A 16,874-nucleotide genomic window follows, 5' to 3' on the forward strand; every position below is an offset into this window, starting at 1 on the left:
AGAAACCCCAATGACTGTTTTCGTCATCCGTCGACTGATGCAGGCGTTCCTTGTCGTCTTTCTCATGTCGGTCATCGTCTTCTTCGGCGTGAATATCGTCGGCGACCCGGTCTATATGCTGGTTAGTCCGGATGCAGACCAGGCGGACATTGAGGCTGCGATCCGCCGTCTCGGTCTCGACCGGCCGATCTGGGAGCAATATTTCCTGTTCCTGAAAGGCGCCGCGCAGGGCAATCTCGGGGACTCCTTCGTCTTCGGCGAACCGGCCCTGAAACTGATCCTCCATCATATGCCGGCAACGCTTGAACTGGCCTTCAGCGCATTGTTCCTCGCCATTGTCATTGGCATTCCGCTCGGCCTCTTTTCAGGTCTCTACCCGGATAATCCGGTGTCGAAAGGCATCATGGCGGGATCCATTCTCGGTTTTTCTCTGCCGACCTTCTGGGTCGGACTGATGCTCATCCTGCTCTTTGCAGTCGAACTTGGCTGGCTGCCCTCCACGGGGAGGGGTGACACGGCTTCGGTCTTCGGGATTCAAACCAGTCTCGCCACCTGGGACGGGATCCGGCATATCTTCCTGCCCGCGCTGAACCTCTCGCTTTTGAAGATTTCGCTCGCGATCCGTCTGACACGCGCCGGTGTTCGCGAAGCCATGAGCCAGGACTACGTGAAATACGCCCGAGCCAAGGGTATTTCGACGGGCCGCATTATCTTCGTGCATGTGATGAAAAACATCATGATCCCCGTCGTGACCGTCATGGGGCTCGAGTTCGGCAGCCTGATCGGGTTTTCGGTCGTGACGGAAACGATCTTTGCCTGGCCGGGCATGGGCAAGCTTCTGATTGATGCGATCCTGCAACTCGATCGCCCTGTGGTCGTGGCCTACCTGATGATCATGGTTCTGTTCTTTGTCCTGATCAATCTGGTCGTGGACATTCTTTATTCCATCCTGGACCCGAGGGTCCGCCTTCAGGACCAGGGCGCATGACCGACGCAACGCTGCAACCTTCAAGTCCTGCCACTGCAAAGGTGGAGACCCCTTTCCAGCGGTTTCGGACCGAATTCTTCGAAAGCCGCATCGCGTCCGGAGCGTTCGTCGTTTTGGTGATCATCATTCTGCTTGCGATCCTGGCTCCCTGGATCACGCCGCAGAACCCTTACGACCTGGCGCAGGTCGACGTGCTCGATGGCCGTTTGCCGCCGGGGTCGGAAGCCTTTGCAGGCTACACAATGTGGCTGGGGTCCGACGGGGCGGGCCGGGACCTTTATTCGGCAATCCTCTATGGGCTCAGAATTTCAATCTCCGTCGGTCTGGCCTCGGGCGTGATTGCCCTCTTGATCGGCATGGCGGTCGGCCTGATCGCCGCCTATGTCGGCGGACGCACGGAAGCTGTCATCATGCGTGTCGTCGATCTGCAGCTTTCGTTTCCGGCGTCGCTGGTTGCGCTGATGCTGGTGGCCGCATTGGGCAAGGGGGTCGACAAGATCATCCTCGCACTTGTGGTTGCCCAGTGGGCCTATTATGCCCGCACGGTTCGAGCCACCGCGCTGGTTGAACGCGGCAAGGAATATGTCGAAGCGGCCCAGTGCCTCGGCCTCTCCAAAATGAGGGTTGTCTTCAGGCACATCCTGCCCAACTGCCTTGCACCGCTCATCGTGGTCGGAACGGTGCAGACGGCCAGTGCGGTCTCACTTGAAGCGACCCTTTCCTTCCTTGGGGTCGGACTGCCGCAGACCGAGCCGTCGCTCGGCGTTCTGATCGCCAATGGTTTTGAGTACATGCTTTCGGGCAGGTACTGGATTTCGGTGTTTCCCGGCATTGCGCTGCTTCTGACGGTCGCGTCGATCAATCTTGTCGGCGATCACCTGCGTGACGTTCTCAATCCGAGGCTGAAGAAATGACCGCTGTTCTGGAGGTGAGCGGGCTGAAGACGCATTTCTTCACCCATGCCGGTGTCGTCAAGGCCGTTGACGGCGTCGACTTTACGGTCAGCAAGGGCGAGGTCATGGGCCTCGTCGGGGAATCTGGGTCCGGAAAATCCATCACGGGATTTTCCATTCTTGGCCTCATCGATCAGCCGGGCCGGATCGTCGAGGGCGCAATCCGCTTTAATGGTGAAGACATCGCGAATGCACCTGAAGCGAAGCTCAAGGCCATTCGCGGCAACAAAATCTCGATGATCTTTCAAGACCCGATGATGACCCTCAACCCGGTCTTGCGCATCGATACACAGATGATGGAAGCAATTCTTGCGCATGAGGCAGTGCCCAAGAAGGAAGCCTGGGAACGCAGCCGGGATGCGCTCGGACTGGTTGGAATTCCGTCTCCGGAAGAACGATTGCGCGCCTATCCGCACCAGCTCTCCGGGGGCATGCGTCAGCGTGTCTCCATCGCGATTGCTTTCTTGAACAAGCCCGATCTGATCATTGCGGATGAACCTACGACGGCGCTCGACGTTACCATTCAGGCCCAGATCATCTACGAGGCCCAGAAACTGACGCGGCAAACGGGAACGGCGATGATCTGGATCACCCACGATCTTGCCGTCGTCGCCGGTCTCGCAGATCGGATCTCGGTGATGTATGCGGGCCGGATTGTCGAACAAGGACAGACAGACGACGTGATTGACCGGCCCCTTCATCCCTACACGGTCGGTCTGCTGGGATCTGTTCCGACTGCGAACAATCGCGGCGAACGCCTTTTCCAGATCGAGGGCATGACCCCGAACATGCTGGCATTGCCCGAAGGGTGTGCGTTCGCGCCGCGCTGCGGTTCTGCGAGCGCTGCCTGCAAGGTGCCGCCACCGGTCGAGCATATCGCGGATCGAGAGCTCCGCTGTTATCACCCCCAGGCACAGGTTGCGGCACAATGACGGCTCCGCTGGTAGAGATCCGCGACGTTTCGAAACGGTTCGCCCGGCGCCTGGACGTTGCCGGCAAGATCGCCCGGAAACTGGGCGCCGACATTCGCGAGGAAGTGGTCCACGCCGTCGACGAGGTCAATCTTGATATCCGTGAGGGAGAGGTTCTGGGACTGGTTGGCGAATCCGGTTGTGGCAAATCCACGCTCGGCCGCGTGGTCGCCGGCATTCATGCACCCAGCTCCGGACAGTTGCTCTTTGAGGGAAGCGATGTTGCGACCATGTCGAGCGCTGACAAAAGAGCGGCGACCCTTGCAGTGCAGATGATATTTCAGGATCCGTTCGCAAGTCTCAATCCGAGGATGCGGGTTGAGGACATTATCGGAGAAGCCCCGAGGGTTCATGGGATCGTGTCTCGAAGTGACGTCCCGGACTATGTCGACGATGTCATGCGCAAGGTGGGGCTCGATCCGTCGCTTAAACGGCGCTACGCGCACCAGTTTTCCGGCGGTCAGCGACAACGTATCGGCATTGCACGAGCCCTTGCCGTGAAGCCGAAGTTTCTTGTCTGTGACGAGGCGATCGCCGCGCTCGACGTGTCGATCCAGGCGCAGGTAATCAACCTCTTCATGGACCTGCGTGAAGAGTTCGGTCTGACCTATCTGTTCATCAGCCATGATCTCAGTGTCGTCGAGCACATCGCTGACCGTGTGGCGATCATGTATCTGGGCCGCATTGTCGAAAGTGCGTCGACGGAGGAGATCTTCTCCGCGCCGAGGCATCCCTATACGCGCGCACTTCTGGCGGAAGCCCCGCGCCTGGATCAGCGCAAGCGCGACTTTGCGCCGATAGAAGGGGAAATTCCGTCGCCATTGGCACCCCCCGACGGGTGCTTTTTCAACCCACGCTGCCCGCATGCACAAGAGCTCTGCCGGCAGAAACAGCCGAAGCTGGAGACCTTCGGTGAGGCGCATTCCGTCGCCTGCCACTACTGGAAAGACCTTTGAGAGAAACCGCCGGGGCCGACGTGCCATGGGCCTGATCCGGTTTCACGCGATCGACACGCTTGCATCGCGTCTGTCTCAAGTCGTTCCCCGAATAAACACTTTGGACCCGCCGCGAAAAAACAGGCGACGGTGCGGCTGGCAACTGCCGAATTTTGGAGGAAAAAATGAAAAACACGGATCGTGTCTGGGATTTGGTAGATAGCCGCCGGGATGACTATATCGGTCTATCCGATCGTGTCTTTGATCAACCGGAAATCGCCTACACCGAGTTCAGGTCCGTTTCTGAACACAAGAAAATGCTGGAGCAGGAAGGCTTCCGGATTTCAGAAGGTGTTGCCGGCATACCCACCGCGATCGTCGGTGAAGCGGGCGACGAGGGGCCGGTGATTGCCATTCTCGGCGAATTCGATGCTCTTCCAGAACTCGGGCAGGTTGCCGGTGTCGCCGAACACCAGCCGGTCGAAGCGGGCGGTCCTGGCCATGGCTGCGGTCACAATCTGCTTGGGTCGGCTGCGCTTATGGCTGCGTCTGCCGTCAAGGACTATCTCGCGGAACGGGGTATCAAGGGACGCGTGCGCTACTATGGCTGTCCGGCGGAGGAGGGCGGCGCGGCCAAAACTTTCATGGTGCGCGAAGGCGTGTTTGACGACGTGGACGCTGCGATCTCCTGGCATCCGGCGACATTCACTGCGGTCAACGAGGCCCGGTCGCTGGCCAACACGCGCATTGATTTCACCTTCCATGGCCGGGCGGCCCACGCCGCCGGAGCGCCGGAACTCGGCCGCAGCGCGCTGGATGCAATCGAGCTGATGAATGTCGGTGTCAATTACATGCGCGAACACATGCCGGACGAAGCAAGGGTGCACTATGCCTATCTGGATGCAGGTGGTATTGCCCCCAACGTCGTGCAGTCGAAGGCGACCGTTCGCCAACTTATCAGGGCGCGCGATCTTTCGGAACTGCGTGGGCTGATCGAACGGGTGCGCAAGATCGGCGAAGGCGCTGCCCTGATGACGGAGACAGAAGTCGAAACCAGCGTGGTCAGCGGCGTCTCCAACCTGATCGGCAACCGGCCACTGGAAGAGACCATGCAGCGGAACATGGACCGGCTGGGCGCGCCGGACTTTGACGATCAGGATCGTGAATTTGCAGACAAGATCCGTGCAACACTTAGCAAGGACAACATAACCGTGTCGTTCCGGCGGATCGGTGCCGAGGTGGATCCGGACCTTGCGCTTTGTGACTTTGTGGCGCCTCTCGACCGGCATAGTGAAGGCGGCGAAGGGTCAACCGACGTCGGTGACGTAAGCTGGGCGGTTCCCACGGTCCAGGCACGCGTGGCGACCTGCGCTGTCGGAACGCCCTTTCACACCTGGCAGTTGACGGCCCAGGGCAAAGCCCCGGCGGCCCACAAAGGCATGACCCACGCCGCCAAGATCATGGCCGGAACCGCGGTGGATTTGTTTGAAGACAGTTCCGTGCTGGAGGATGCCATCAAGGCGCACCGCTCAAAACTCGAGCGCGACCCTTATGCCTGTCCGATCCCGGACGACGTGTCTCCGCCGCTCAAGGCGATGAGCAACCAGTGACGTGCCAGGAAGAATTCCACATTTGAGGTCAGTCTGTTGCCGATTGACGGAAAAAGTTGATCAAGGAATCTGGGCCATCTGAAAAACAGATCATTGGCGTCTTGAACAAGCAATTGACTTGCGCCCCCGCGGACTTGGGGCCGAGCCAGCGTCTTTTCTCACCCGGGGTATGTCGCCGAGAGATCGCAAAAATCCAAAATGAGCTTCGTTGTCAAACGCCCCTGTGTCCGGATCAGGCAGCAGGCTTAGGCAAATGCATACCTATGCTTTGAATTCTGCCATCCGCGCCGTTTTGCTGGAGCGCCGTCGCCACCGCTTTTGTGATGTCGAGCTTGGTTTTCTCAGCGTAAGCAATTCTCTCTGAGGGTTCGCTGGGCAAATTCCTCAAGTCTATTTCCATCGTGATTTTCACGTCTTTAGGCCTCCGCTTGCCCTTTGCCTGCCGCAAGAAATGCCAGGCGTGATGTGCCAGCATAAGTGGTGACTGTCCCGGACCGATAAGCGGAAAACGAAACTTGTGCTTATGACAGCGGATTGAAGCAGGCGGCCTGATGGTTCGCCGGTCCTTCAAGGCTTGGTGACGACGCGGCGCATTCCGCGATTGCATTCCGGCATCGGGCTCTGAAGGCGCAACCTGTCGGTGGATCCAGCGGATCCGGCAATTCGGTCTCGGCATTTTCCGGCGCCTTGAGCGGCCGACCAACAACGGGTGCGCTTTCGGCCAGCAACTTCGTGTAGGGGTGGCGGGGACTGGAGAAAACTTCTGCGGCGGTTCCAACCTCGACGATCGACCCGAAGTAGAGAACGGCAATCCGGTCGCTGACCGCTTCGACCACAGCCAGATCATGGCTGATAAACAGATAGGTGAGGTTCAACTGGCGCTTGAGATCTGCAAGCAGGTTCAGCACCTGGGCCTGCACCGACACATCAAGGGCTGAAACCGGCTCATCGAGGACAATGACTTGGGCATCGGCCGTCAACGCCCGCGCGATTCCAATCCGCTGCGCCTGTCCGCCAGAGAACTCGTGCGGGTAGCGATCGAGAAACTCCTCCCGAAGGCTGACCATTTCGAAGATCTCGGAGATGCGCCGCGCGCGTTCGTCTCGCCCCAGGCCGTGCAAGTGAACTAGCGGCGCTTCCATGATCTGGCGAATGGTCTTGCGGGGGTTGAGGCTGCTTACGGGATCCTGGAAGACGTACTGGATCTTTCGCCCAAAAAGTGCCGGATCGGTGTTTTGAAGAGGTTCACCGCTGATTTCAATCAGGCCGGTTGTCGGCTCCAGCAGACCCACCAGCATGCGGGCAAGAGTTGATTTGCCACAGCCGGATTCGCCCACGATGCCGAGCGTTTCACCCTTTTCGACATCCAGATTCAGTGGATGGAGCGCCTTCACGATACCCTTGGGCGGACCCAGCAAACGCTTGCCGACGACGAAAGACTTCGAGAGGTTTTCAACGTGTACGGCGGTGTTCATTGCAGCTCCCGATCTTCAACCAGGGATTTTTCAGGAAACAGGCACCTGACCGATCGGCTTCCCGTGCCGATCAGCTCAATTTCCTGATTGGTGCATTGTGGCTGCCGGTTCGCACAGCGTTCTGCAAAAGCACATCCCGCCGGGAGATTGTTGACAACAGGTGGCAGGCCCGGGATTGCCTCAAGCTCCCGTTTGCCGCCCCCAAGTTCTGGAACACAGGCCATTAACCGGCTCGTATAGGGATGTACGGGATTGCCCAGAATGTCAGCGCTGTCTCCTTCTTCCACGATCCGGCCTGCATACATCACGGCAACCCGGTCGCAGAGTTGCGCCACCACGCCGAAGTCGTGCGTGATAAAGATGATCGCAAGTCCGCGTTCGCGGCGCAGATCGTTCAAAAGCGCCAGGATCTGTGCTTGCACCGTGACGTCCAGCGCTGTGGTGGGTTCGTCGGCAATGATAACGTCGGGGTCATTGGCGAGGGCCATCGCTATGCCGACACGTTGGCGCATGCCGCCAGACAGCTCATGCGGGAAACTCTTCGCCCTGCTTTCCGCATTGGGAATACGAACCGCCCTCAAGAGTTCTATCGCGCGCTGATTGGCCTCTTTTTTCGGGATTGCATGATGGCTCGTGATTGCTTCCGTCAACTGATCGCCGATACGAAACAACGGGTGCAGGGTCGCAAGCGGGTCCTGAAAAATGTAGGCGACGCGATCACCGCGATACGCGCGAAGGGTTTTGTAGCTTGCGCCGACCAGCTCTTCGCCTTTGAAGGCGACCGAACCCGCCGTGATAATGCCGGGAGGCGAGGAGACCAGACCCATCACGCTGAGCGCAGTGACGGATTTGCCCGAGCCGCTTTCGCCGATGATGCCAAGGCACTCCCCGGGTCTTACGGAAAGGTCGACGCCGCCAACCGCTTTGTAGATCTTGTCCTTTATCCTGAATTCGGTTCGCAGGTCCCTGATTGACAGCAATGCTTCCGGGTCACCAGGGGGCATTTCCGTGCGATTTTTGTCGACCAGCGTGGCCGGCTTCGGGCGACTCAGGGCGCCTGATTTCAGACGCGGATCCAGGGCATCGCGAATACCATCACCCAGCAGATTGATTGCCATGACGATGACCAGGATCATGGCACCTGGGACGATGGAAGTGTGTGGGTTGGTAATCAGCGCCGACCGCGCTTCTCCCAGCATGGATCCCAAGTCGGCTTGCGGTGGCTGTGAACCGAGACCCAAAAACGACAACCCCGCGGTTTCAAGGATCATCCAGCCGATTGTGGTCGACATGGCAATGACGATGACCGGGATTACGTTCGGCAGCACTTCACTCAAAATGATACGCATGTCGCCCATGCCCGAAAGCCGGGCGGCATCGACGAATTCCTTATGGGCAATGCTGACTGTAATTCCGCGAATGTTGCGTGCGAAAAAAGGAACATTGACCGCGGCCACTGCAATCAGCGCATTGAAGAGGCCTGGCCCAAGCGCGGCGACGATCGCCAGCGCAAGCAGGATGTACGGAAATGCCATGAGCATGTCGACGCCGCGCATGATGATATTGTCCGTGCGCCCGCCGAAGTAGCCGGCAATGATGCCGATTGCTGAACCGATGGTGGCTGCGATCAGGGCAGCGGCAAATCCAACAGCAAGCGACAGCCGTGTTCCCCACAACAAGCGGGACAGCAGGTCGCGTCCAAGGTGGTCGGTTCCCAGAAGATGGCCATCGGAGAAGGGACGAATGAAGCGGTCTCCGGTATTGGTCACGTCGGGATCCGCCAACGGCAGAACCGGCGTGAGTAACGCCAGAACAACGACGATTGCCATCACGATCGCACCGGCAGCCGCGAGCCTGTTGCGGAACAGGAGAGCGAAAAACTGCCTCATGTCTTGATCCTCGGGTCAAGCATGGACTGAGCGACATCGACGATAATGTTGAACAGCACGTAACACGCCGCAACAAAGACAACGCCGCCTTGAACAAGCAGGATGTCGCGCTTGAGAATGGCGTCAACCAGCATGCGGCCGACGCCGGGCCACTGGAAAACCATCTCGATGTAAACGGCTCCGGACAGAACAAAACCGGCCTGGATTCCAAGAACAGGAATGATTGAGACCATGGCAGCCTTGAGTGCGTGACGCCAGATGACGCCAAATTCATGCACGCCCTTGGCGCGCGCCGTGCGGATGAAATCCTGACGTAGCACCTCAAGCATGGCAGAACGGGAGAGCCTTGCGATAACCCCGATCGCGACGACGGAAAGCGCCGTTGCAGGCATGATCAGATGCCGGATCAAATCCGGCAGATCGCCCCCGCCATAGATGGCGTACATGCCGGAAACCGGGAGCCATTTCAGATTTACGGCAAACAGCAGCACCATCATCATTCCGAGAAAGAAAGAGGGGATCGAGATTCCCAGAAGCACGGCGAAGGTGATTGCCTTGTCGGCAAAGCCGTACTGGCGCGCTGCCGAGACGACCCCGGCGATCACACCCAGCAGCGAGCAGAGTATGAAGGCTGTTCCTGCAAGAATGAGCGTTGCGTTGAACCGTTCAATAACTTCGTCGAGGACAGGACGGTTGAGCGCGAAGGAACGACCGAAGTCGCCCTGCAGCATATTGCCGAGCCAGATGAAATAGCGTTGCCAGAGCGGCGCATCGAGACCGAGGTCCCGGTTGAGCTTTGCCACGTTTTCCGGGGTGGCATAGGACCCAAGAATAGCAGTGGCCGGATCTCCCGGAATCATTGCCATGATCAGAAATACGATCAACGTAATGCCAAACAGGACAGGGATTGCGGAAAGCAGGCGCTTGAAAATGTAACCTGCCATGAGGTCTCCCGAGAGATCGTTCTTCGGCTGCGAGGCAGCGCAATCAAACTGATGCGGGAGGGCCTGAGGGCGGTCCTCCCGGGTTTGCTATGGGCGCAAGGCCTTACTTCTTGCTCACGTCCTTCAGCAGCAGAAAGAAGGATGGCTGCAGTTCAAAGTTCTCTACACGGCTGGACGTCACGGCATTCTGTTTCCAGTTTGCAACGAAGACCCAAGGCGCATCTTCCTGAACGATGGTTTGCATCTGCTGGTAAAGTTTCGCCCGCTCGGCCTGATCGGTCGACGCACGCGCCGCTTCCAGCAGTTCATCGACTTCCGGATTGGAATAGTAACCGGAGTTGAACCCGCCCTTGTCCGGCCATGCTTCGGTACGAAGCGCAAGATAGGGCAGCGTGTCCGGATCATTCGTCATCCAGGCCATCTCCGCCATATCGGCTTTGCCTTCAAGTCCCGGGTTCACCTGGCCGAGGAATGTGTTCCACTCATAGGTTTCAATCTTCACATCCAAACCAACAGCCTGCAAATCGGCCTGGATTGCCGTTCCCATGGCAACTGGATCAAGCATGCCGGATCCACCTTCGGTTACGTAGAAGGTGAGTTCCGCCCCCTCGGCACCTGCTTCTTTCAAAAGCGCTTTTGCTTTCTCAGGATCGTATGGGTAGGGCTCCAGCGATTCATTGTAAGCCCAGGCAAAGGCGGGCGGTGTCGGTCCGGCGGCAACGGCGGCGGTGCCTTCAAGAACATCATCGACGATTGCCTGCTTGTTGATCGCATAGTTCGCTGCCTGGCGAACACGCTTGTCGGCAAAAGGCCCTTCCTTTGCATTCAGGATCAAAAACCAGACGTGCGGGCCTGCCTGTTCGACCAGGTTGTAGCCATCTCCTTCGAATTGCGAGAGTGCGACCGGCGGCACTTCCACCATCAGATCGATGCCGCCGGCGAGCATTTCTGCCGTCCGCGTGTTCGCATCCGTTATCGGACGGAAAACGATAGCCTCGGTCTGCGCTGTACCATCCCAGTAGTCGTCATTGCGCTCGACAACGACACGTTCATTCGATTTCCATTCTGCAAATTTAAAGGGGCCGGTACCAGACGGGTTGCGGCCGAATTCCTTTCCATGCGCCTTGACAGCCTCTGGCGAAACAATGAGCCCGGTCGGATAGGCAAGGTTCGAAAGGAAGGGTGCGTACGGCGCATCAAGAGTGAATTTCACGGTCATCGGATCGACGACTTCCACGTCCTGCACAGCCGAGAAAAAGAAGGAAAGCGGGAACGGGCCGGTATCGTGGTAGGGGTGATCCTCCTTCAACATGCGGTCAAAGTTGAACTTTACCGCCTCGGCATTGAAATCGCTTCCGTCATGAAACGTCACACCATCCCTAAGCTTGAAGGTATACACCTTGCCGTCGTCACTGATCTCCCAGTCGGTCGCAAGAGCCGGCTCCACTTCGAGCGTACCGCTCTGGTACCGCACAAGCCCGTCATAGACGTTCATCAGGATGCGGAAGTCGTTGACTGCAGTAACGGCAGCCGGATCAAGTGCTTTGGGTTCGGCAATCTGGCCGACAATCAAAACGTTCTCGGGTGTCTGCGCAAAAGATTGTGCGCTGAAGGCGAGGACTGATGCGGTTCCCACCGCCAACAAGGTCCTCCGGGTCATTTGCAAAAAGCTCATCAGTTACTCTCTTTCCGGCAAATCGGGTTGTTGATCGTCAAGGTGGCATTTCTTAATTATCATGATAAATTAGATTTGTGCAAATTATCATGATAAATTCAAGTCCCATTTTGTACCGAGGTATTCATGACGTTTTCCCTTTTGGCTCGCGACCCGAAAACAGGAGCGCTGGGCGGTGTCGCAGCAACCGGCAATTTGTGCGTCGGTGGATGGGTACTCGCAGGCACGGCCGGGGTTGGAGTCGTGGCCGCGCAAGGCCAGGCGCCCAGCACCTTGTGGCGAGAGCAGGTGCAAGTCCGAATGAAGTCGGGTGTTGGAGCGGCACAAGCCGTTGCGGCTGTTGTCGATGCTGATCCGGGACGGGAACACCGTCAGCTGACTGCGTTCGATGCAAGCGGAGACCCGGGTGCGTTTACCGGCAGTGCCAACGGCGACTACAAGGGACATCTGGTTGGCAATGAGTGTGTTGCGAGCGGAAACATCCTGAAGGGCGCAGCTGTGCTTGACGAGATGGTGCGCGTTTTTGAACTCCCGAGCCTTTCATTCGAAAACCGGTTGCTTGCCGCTTTGGTTGCAGGGCAGCGCGCCGGCGGAGATGAACGCGGCATTCTGTCTGCGGCCTTGCTTGTCGTGGCGGAAAACAGTGCGCCTTTGACACTCAGGATCGACCATCACGAAGCCCCGATCGAGGCTCTTGAAGAGTTACTCAAAAAAACCCGGGAGACGGACTATAGGGAATGGCTGGATACAGTCCCCACGAAGGACGAGCCGCACAAATTCTCTGCTGGAGGCCAGGCGTCCAAGAGTGGAGCTGTTTGACATATCCGGTGTTGCAGGATCAGTTTTCCCGAATGAAGCGATGCAGGACCGCAGCTTCCTGACCAAGCATTTGCCTTCGAGCGTTTTGCATGTGAGACCGCATGATTTCCCGGGCTTTTTCGGCATCGCCGTCACGAAGTGCCCGCACAAGCTGGGACTGGTATTCGATCCCCTTCCTCCACAATTCAGGATTGGGAGGATCGTAAAGGTGCCGGCTGATCGTCATGTCGGTGAGAATGCTTGCCATGAAGTCAATCAGGAAACCAAGCAGCGTGTTGTCGGCGAATTGCGCCAGGTGCATGTGGAAATGAAGAGATTTGACGTGATGATCACGCTCTTCTTCCAGGGTTTGCGGCGGACTGGAATAGACCGCGATATCACGCTCCAAATTCTGCAGGGCACTCTCGTGCAGTTTTCCGGCAAGCGATGCGGCGAGTTCAGGTTCGAGCATCTCGCGCAGCTGATAGATGTCGCCAATTGTCAGATCCTTGAAATAGAAATAGTTGCCAAGCAATGCACGCGCGCGCTCATGCGAAACCTGCTTGACGAAGGAACCGCCTCCGGGCCCTGTCTTGGTTTCAACAAGGCCCTGTGCCTCAAGGATGCGCATGGCTTCGCGGATGGTGCCCTTCGCCATGCCGAAGGTTTCGATCATTTCCTGTTCACTTGGAAGTCGGTCTCCGGCAGACAGGCCGCGCTCGACCACCCAGTCCTTGATCGCATCGGCAACGCGCAACGGCCGGCTACGCCGCTTGACCCGGCTCGCCGGGTCTTCAACCTGCTGGTCTTTTGCAAGCTGGTTGAGGTCCATTTCCTACTCCGCGTTTACCGGCATCTTCATCTCAAAGGATCGCTCTTATCTCTAGGTCCCGATGGTCCCGCATTCCACTTCGAATTGCTCATGACGAACCGTTGCGTTCGGTTCGAGTTCTGTAGCATGTAATTAATCATGATAAATTTCAACCGCACAAAGCCTTGAGGGAAAGCGCAGAATGGATGCCGGTCTGATTGCTTCAAAACGTCTCGAAGAGATTGCCAAGTGCAGTCTTCCAGGAGACGGCGTGACGCGCTTGCCATTCACTGATGAACACAAGCAGGCAAACACACACATTGCCGGCTGGATGAAACAGGCGGGCATGACGGTTCGGCTGGATGCTGCGGGAACCCTGATCGGCCGCATTGAGGGACAAGGCGCGCGCGCATCCCGAACCTTCATTCTTGGGTCGCACCAGGACAGCGTTCGCAATGGCGGCATGTTTGACGGGATCATGGGTGTGGCACTTGCGTGTCAAGCGGTGGAACAAGCATTTGCCGAAAAAGGTGAGCCCGACTTCGCAGTCGAGGTCCATGCGTATGCCGACGAAGAGGGTGTACGTTTCCCGACAGCCTTGCTCGGTCCCCGATCGCTCGCAGGCAGCTTTGATGCGCACGTCCTGAAGATGCGGGACACAGAAAACGTATCACTTGAGGATGCATTGGAAGGGTTCGGCGGAAAACCTGAAACGATCCATTCGCTCAAACGAAATCCGGACGACGTTCTGGGTTACCTGGAGATGCATATCGAGCAAGGTCCTGTCTTGGAACAGGAAAACCTTGCCGTCGGTACCGTGACCGCAATCTGCGGTATTGAACGCAACACGATCACGATCCACGGCAAGACAGGTCATGCAGGCACCGTTCCGATGCAGGGACGCCGCGATGCATTGGTTCCCGCTGCAAGGATCGTCGCTGAAACTCAAGATCAAGCCAGGAAGCTTGAGAACCTGCGCGCAACCTGCGGAACACTCTCCATCCTGCCGGGCGCCGTCAACCAGATCCCGGAAACGGTCAGCTTTTCGCTGGAGATACGCTCGCCGGATGATGCGGCCCGTGACAGTTTCAGATCACACATGGTGGATTACGCACACAGGGTTGGCGAAGAACAAGGATGCCGTCTCACCATCGAGAAGACCTATGAGCAACCGGCGCAGGATTGCGACCCTCACTACCGGAGATTTCTTGAAGATGCCTGTTCCATGACGCAGGGGCGCTCGGTTTCGCTCCCGTCGGGTGCAACACACGATGCCTCCGCAATGGCGGAGCTTTGTCCCATCGCAATGTTATTCGTCCGCTGCCGGGGCGGTGTGTCCCACGTCCCAGAAGAATTTGCATCTTCGGAAGACATGGAGCAGGCAATCGCGATTGCCGCCCGTTTCCTAAGGGCTTTATAAAGCGGCTTGCCGGGAAAAAGCGATCAGGAACTCGGTCAGCGCTTCCAGTGAGCGAATATGTGTCCGCTCATACGCGTGAGACGAATCGACCCCGAATGTCATCAACGCCATGCGCGCATCAGTCCCTGAAAGCCGTGCGCTTGCTGCATCTGATTTGTAGAAGCGAAACACATCGCGGAGGACCGGCAACCCGGCCACTTTGCAGGTTGCCTCCATGTGCAGGCTTAGTTGGCGGTCATATGGGCCCGTCGCGTCGGCCATGCAGATCGTGAGACTGTCCTCACGGGTCTCCTGACCTTGCGCCACAATACCAATGTCGAGCGCGACCAGATCGGCAATCGCCGGGCTCACCAATCCGGATGCGCCGGTGCCGATTTCCTCGCTCACAGTGAACATGAAGTGGACATCACGCGCCGGTTTTGCGCCACCTGCGAGTTCTGATGCCGCGGTCAGCAGACAGGCGACGGCCGCTTTGTCGTCAAGGAAACGGGAGACAAGAAAACCGGTTTCAAGAAACTCCGGTTGCGGATCGATGGAAACGAAATCGCCCGGTTTAACGCCAAGATCGACTGCATCTTTGCGCGTATGAACGGCTGCGTCGATCCGCAGCTCCACTTCGTTCCACCCCACCGGTTGCGCATCAACCTCTTTGCCAAAGGCATGTCCTGATGCCTTGACAGGGAGGATAGTGCCCGTCAGCAGGCCGCCGTCTACGTGAACTTTCACCCTGGCGCCCTCAGCAAAGCGGGCCGACCACGTTCCGACCTGAACGACTTCAAGCCGACCGTTCGCTTTGACGCGTTTCACCTGAGCACCCAGCGTGTCGAGATGGGAAATAAATCCCAATGCTGGCGCAGATTGATCGGATCCGGCGAGACGCGCGATAAGCGAGCCGTCTCGTCTGCGAGTGACAGTCAGGCCAAGGTCGGCAAGCCGTCGTTCGACCTCGTAAGATATGTCCCCGCACATTCCGGTTGGGCTTGGGATTTCAAGCAAAGCCGACAAAGTTCGGCAGATGTGCTCTGAATATCCTGGGGCACTTGTCGTCAAGACATTCACCTTGGTTTCTCGCCTCAATCACCCATTGAATGACTGAGCCGGTGGGTGATGTCACCTGATTTCTGACTACGACGGTCTCCCGCTTGCTTCAACCGTGGCTAACCTCGGTCGGCAACACTTTCCTGATAAGCGCCGAGTTCACCGAGCAGCGCTGCGCCGGTTGGACGGTTGTGGCGATTGCAGAATTCCTCCCAGACAGCGCCAAAGGGCAGATCTTTCAGCTCTTCTGTCAGGACCAGCCGTTTTGTGAAATCGAGCGCAGTTTCGGCCTCACTTAGTTGTTTCAGCGGCAAAAGCATCGCTCTCAGGAGTGACTTTTGCATGTTTCGTGTGCCGATCACCCAGGCTGCAGTCCGGCTGATCGTCGCATCGAAAAAGTCGAGACCGATATGCGTCCTGCCAAGGAGATCCTCGCTCACCAATGCTTGTCCCATGGCGAGGATGTCATCGTTCAACAGGATCACGTGATCGCTGTCCCAGCGCATCGGTCTTGAGACGTGAAGGAGCAGTTCCTCAACCGACAGCGCCACCGAACTGAGCTTGTCGGCGATGTTCTCGGTTGGATGGAAATGGCCCATGTCGAGGCAGAGCAGTGTGCCCTTGCGGATCGCGTAGCCGAGGTAGAACTCATGGCTGCCGACCGTGTAGGCCTCGACGCCGATGCCGAAAAGCTTGCTCTCGACCGCGTCACGCATGTGTGCCGGGTCGTGTCGCTCCAAGAGCATCGTGTCGAGCGACGCTTCGAGCCGGGCCCTCGGTGCCAGCCGGTCGATCGGCAGATCCTTCATGCCGTCGGGTACCCAGATATTATTGATCGCTGGAGACCCGAGCGCAGCGCCCATTGCCGCGGCAATCTCGCGCGTGCGTCGCCCGTGCTCGATCCAGAAGTCCCGGATCCCTTCATCGGGATGGGAAAGGGTGAGGTTATCGTCCGCTTTCGCGTGCGCAAAAAAAGTCGGATTAAAGTCAAGGCCAAGGTCCTGGTCCTTCGCCCAGTCGACCCACGACACAAAATGGCGATATTCGATCTCGTCGCGATCCGGCGCCTCGTTCGTATCCAGATACATTGCGTGAAGGTTCAGCCGGTGGCGACCCGGGATCATGGAATAAGCAAACTCCAGATCCGCCCGCAATTCGTCCGGTGTGCGAGCCCGGCCCGGATGGTTTCCTGTCGCCTGGATGCCGCCGCCGGAAGTACCGGTTTTCTGCTCGAAACCGACAACGTCATCACCTTGCCAGCAATGCATTGAGATCGGAATTTCACCCAAGCGGGTGATCGCAGCTTCCGTGTCAACACCCCACTCGCCAAACCGGGATTTTGCAGATTCGTAGGTCATGACTTGGCT

Annotated in this window: 15 protein-coding genes; 7 read left to right on the plus strand and 8 right to left on the minus strand. The window is 57.8% G+C overall.

What is annotated here, in order from left to right:
• Positions 1-10 precede the first annotated feature (10 nt).
• The 5 genes from RBB47_RS04520 (at position 11) to RBB47_RS04540 (ending at position 5,457) form a co-directional block, all read left to right on the plus strand.
• Positions 11-988 (plus strand): ABC transporter permease, encoded by a 978-nt coding sequence (locus RBB47_RS04520; protein ID WP_305984552.1) that lies wholly within the window; start codon positions 11-13, stop codon positions 986-988.
• Positions 985-1,902 carry an ABC transporter permease gene (locus tag RBB47_RS04525; protein WP_305984553.1) on the plus strand — a complete coding sequence of 306 codons (918 nt, stop codon included), beginning with the start codon at positions 985-987 and terminating at the stop codon, positions 1,900-1,902. Before RBB47_RS04520 ends, RBB47_RS04525 begins: the two co-directional genes overlap by 4 nt.
• Positions 1,899-2,873, plus strand: coding sequence for an ABC transporter ATP-binding protein (locus tag RBB47_RS04530; protein WP_305984554.1), 975 nt, complete (start codon positions 1,899-1,901; stop codon positions 2,871-2,873). Before RBB47_RS04525 ends, RBB47_RS04530 begins: the two co-directional genes overlap by 4 nt.
• Positions 2,870-3,868, plus strand: coding sequence for an ABC transporter ATP-binding protein (locus RBB47_RS04535; RefSeq protein WP_305984555.1), 999 nt, complete (start codon positions 2,870-2,872; stop codon positions 3,866-3,868). The genes RBB47_RS04530 and RBB47_RS04535 overlap by 4 nt, the downstream gene beginning before the upstream one ends.
• 164 nt (positions 3,869-4,032) lie before the next feature.
• Entirely contained in the window at positions 4,033-5,457 is a 1,425-nt protein-coding gene (locus RBB47_RS04540; protein ID WP_305984556.1) for a M20 family metallopeptidase, read from the plus strand.
• Positions 5,458-5,689: 232 nt separating this feature from the next.
• On the opposite strand, the gene RBB47_RS04545 is transcribed toward RBB47_RS04540, so the two are convergent.
• From RBB47_RS04545 to RBB47_RS04565, 5 genes are all read right to left on the minus strand, one after another.
• Entirely contained in the window at positions 5,690-5,932 is a 243-nt protein-coding gene (locus RBB47_RS04545) for a hypothetical protein (RefSeq protein ID WP_305984557.1), read from the minus strand.
• A gap of 46 nt (positions 5,933-5,978) precedes the next feature.
• Positions 5,979-6,932: an ABC transporter ATP-binding protein gene (locus tag RBB47_RS04550; protein WP_305984558.1), complete on the minus strand. Its 954-nt coding sequence runs from the start codon at positions 6,930-6,932 to the stop codon at positions 5,979-5,981.
• The gene (locus tag RBB47_RS04555; protein WP_305984559.1) at positions 6,929-8,821 is read right to left on the minus strand and encodes a dipeptide/oligopeptide/nickel ABC transporter permease/ATP-binding protein; all 1,893 of its coding nucleotides are present in this window, start codon (positions 8,819-8,821) and stop codon (positions 6,929-6,931) included. The genes RBB47_RS04550 and RBB47_RS04555 overlap by 4 nt, the downstream gene beginning before the upstream one ends.
• Positions 8,818-9,765, minus strand: a complete 948-nt coding sequence (locus tag RBB47_RS04560; protein ID WP_305984560.1) for an ABC transporter permease — start codon at positions 9,763-9,765, stop codon at positions 8,818-8,820. Before RBB47_RS04560 ends, RBB47_RS04555 begins: the two co-directional genes overlap by 4 nt.
• A 103-nt stretch (positions 9,766-9,868) precedes the next feature.
• Positions 9,869-11,425, minus strand: a complete 1,557-nt coding sequence (locus RBB47_RS04565; RefSeq protein WP_371932737.1) for an ABC transporter substrate-binding protein — start codon at positions 11,423-11,425, stop codon at positions 9,869-9,871.
• 141 nt (positions 11,426-11,566) lie between these two features.
• Here RBB47_RS04565 and RBB47_RS04570 point away from each other — a divergent pair, with 141 nt between their 5' ends.
• On the plus strand, positions 11,567-12,259 hold the full coding sequence (locus RBB47_RS04570; protein ID WP_305984562.1) for a DUF1028 domain-containing protein: 693 nt from the start codon (positions 11,567-11,569) through the stop codon (positions 12,257-12,259).
• 19 nt (positions 12,260-12,278) lie between these two features.
• Here RBB47_RS04570 and RBB47_RS04575 read toward each other — a convergent pair whose 3' ends face one another.
• A complete protein-coding gene (locus tag RBB47_RS04575) occupies positions 12,279-13,070 on the minus strand; it encodes a FadR/GntR family transcriptional regulator (RefSeq protein WP_305984563.1) in 792 nt (263 codons plus the stop codon).
• 181 nt (positions 13,071-13,251) lie between these two features.
• Between RBB47_RS04575 and RBB47_RS04580 the strand changes: the two genes are divergently transcribed.
• On the plus strand, positions 13,252-14,469 hold the full coding sequence (locus tag RBB47_RS04580) for a M20 family metallo-hydrolase (protein ID WP_305984564.1): 1,218 nt from the start codon (positions 13,252-13,254) through the stop codon (positions 14,467-14,469).
• Here RBB47_RS04580 and RBB47_RS04585 read toward each other — a convergent pair.
• On the minus strand, positions 14,464-15,519 hold the full coding sequence (locus RBB47_RS04585; protein ID WP_305984565.1) for an osmoprotectant NAGGN system M42 family peptidase: 1,056 nt from the start codon (positions 15,517-15,519) through the stop codon (positions 14,464-14,466). The genes RBB47_RS04580 and RBB47_RS04585 overlap by 6 nt on opposite strands.
• A gap of 107 nt (positions 15,520-15,626) precedes the next feature.
• Positions 15,627-16,865: an L-rhamnose isomerase gene (locus RBB47_RS04590; RefSeq protein ID WP_305984566.1), complete on the minus strand. Its 1,239-nt coding sequence runs from the start codon at positions 16,863-16,865 to the stop codon at positions 15,627-15,629.
• Between the last annotated feature and the right edge of the window lie 9 nt (positions 16,866-16,874).

This window comes from Roseibium sp. MMSF_3544, assembly GCF_030732845.1.
Taxonomy (GTDB): domain Bacteria; phylum Pseudomonadota; class Alphaproteobacteria; order Rhizobiales; family Stappiaceae; genus Roseibium.